Genomic DNA, 1,821 nt, shown 5'->3' with positions numbered 1-1,821 from the left:
GGTAACTCCCAATAATCTATGAAAAATTATGTTTCCCAAATTTCTCGTTGCTCGTATGATGATTTCTGTCGATTAAGGTAATATAATCCAATCCTTGTCTGGATTAAACAGCTTTATAACAGATCCAGTAAAGCAACGAGAAGTATAAGAAGGCATGTTTAAAAAACTTCGTTTTTTTGAAGTTTTTCGAGATATGTAAAATCACTTCTACAGTATTAGTCCGTGTACTGTAGAACACTGTTCCCGAAAGATAATAAACGGATCCACTTGTCGGGCATTGTTTTTGCATCATCATGGACGAATGGAATCCTCACAGGAACTTCGCCATCTAATGACTGATGTGGACGTAGAAAGTTGAAGCAGGCAGTAAAGCAAGCGACATGAGCACGTGCACCATTTTGAGATTTAAATCCATGGGTGCCACGGTAATTGCCTTTGTAAGTCCGGTTCAATCGTTCGATGATTTGTTTAAGGGGCCTATATTGCCTAGATACTTCGTCCTCGTTGGTTAAACCAATGACTTGAGTGATATCGAAGTTCAGGCCGTGTTGGGCCAGGAAATGTTGTGCCAGTTTGTAAATGGGGTTTCCATCAACGATGAGGTTTAAATCCTCAGGGATTTCGCTAGCTATATAGTGGTCGAGCACATCGTGAATGGCCCTGATTGCTAATTCAGTATTGCGTTTTTCAGACACTCTTTGGGATAAGATGATTTTATTCTTTGCATCGAAGAAGTAACAGATATAGTGCCATTTTTTCCCGACACGGATGTAGGTCTCGTCTCCACAGATCTGATCAGAAAGATCATAGGGGTAATGTTGAGTAAGGGTGTAAAGTTGAGCCCCTGCTGCTGCCGCGTAGTTTAATATCGTCTGTCTACCAATCTTTACTCCGTGTATGTCGTAGATTAATGCGGCAACCTTAGGTGCAGGAAGGCCGTAATTAACGTGGTAGGTCAAAATCTCACCTAATAATCGAGGTGAGGCATGAATGCGACTTAAGTCAACTGGCGATTCAATCAGTCCATAGGACTTGATGTCCTCGAGTTTTAAATTAAACTGACGATAGACGTATCGTAGCTTTAAGTAGTATGGTGCGACAGTATAGAGTTCCTTTTGCTCCTCACTCAACTGGTTTAACGCCTGAATATAATAAGGGCAAGTGTCGTTTTTACACTTGTAGATGTCGAATTCGGACCGTTGTTTAATCTTCTCAAGACACTTCTCACAGTGAGGACATTTGAGAATGACATCTTTAGAGTAACGATTCTTCGAATTAAATAAAGCAGAACAGACTTTGCACTGATATTGTCCGTGCACACCATTATTCTTATAGAGATAATCATGGGGCGCATGACACTTAGCGCAACGTACATGTTCAGGAACTTCAGAAGATGACTTGTGGCGACGAACAGGTTTGATCGGTTTACCTGCTTCCACGGCCTGTTTTAGAAGGTATTTATAGTCCGCCCGTTCAATCTTTACAACTTTCGGTGGGTCATCAAGGGTCAATTTGTTGTAATCAAGCTTTGTGATATCGGTCCCTTTAGGTGGTCGATCACCCGCATCTTCAAGCCAAGTAATATAATCGTTTAAAAGTTGAATTAAACTGTTTTGCCACTTGATTTTATTAACTAAATACATGATAATCTGAAGTAGATTAGGCATCTCTTTTCACTCCTTAAGTGATGAATGTTTGTTTTAGTGAACTTCATTTTATCAGATTAAGGGGGGGAAGAGGTGCCTTTTTGTATTTTAATTGATAGAGCAACGATAGTTGCATTAAAACAACACGAAAAAACAAAAAAATTGGTAATTACTA

Annotated in this window: 1 protein-coding gene; it reads right to left on the bottom strand. The window is 39.8% G+C overall.

Annotated features, from left to right (window positions below; translation table 11 throughout):
* Positions 1-215: 215 nt before the first annotated feature.
* A complete protein-coding gene (locus C3945_RS11620; protein ID WP_161879814.1) occupies positions 216-1,667 on the bottom strand; it encodes a DDE-type integrase/transposase/recombinase in 1,452 nt (483 codons plus the stop codon).
* Between the last annotated feature and the right edge of the window lie 154 nt (positions 1,668-1,821).

It is taken from the genome of Alkalibacterium sp. MB6 (assembly GCF_009935905.1).
Classification (GTDB): Bacteria; Bacillota; Bacilli; order Lactobacillales; family Carnobacteriaceae_A; genus Alkalibacterium.
Note: the sequence above shows the minus strand (reverse complement) of the source record. Positions and strands in the feature narration are given on the sequence as shown.

What these genes read in the sequence shown, in the direction of transcription:
- C3945_RS11620 (WP_161879814.1), bottom strand. Translation starts at nt 1,667, where the DNA reads ATGCCTAATCTACTTCAGATTATCATGTATTTAGTTAATAAAATCAAG.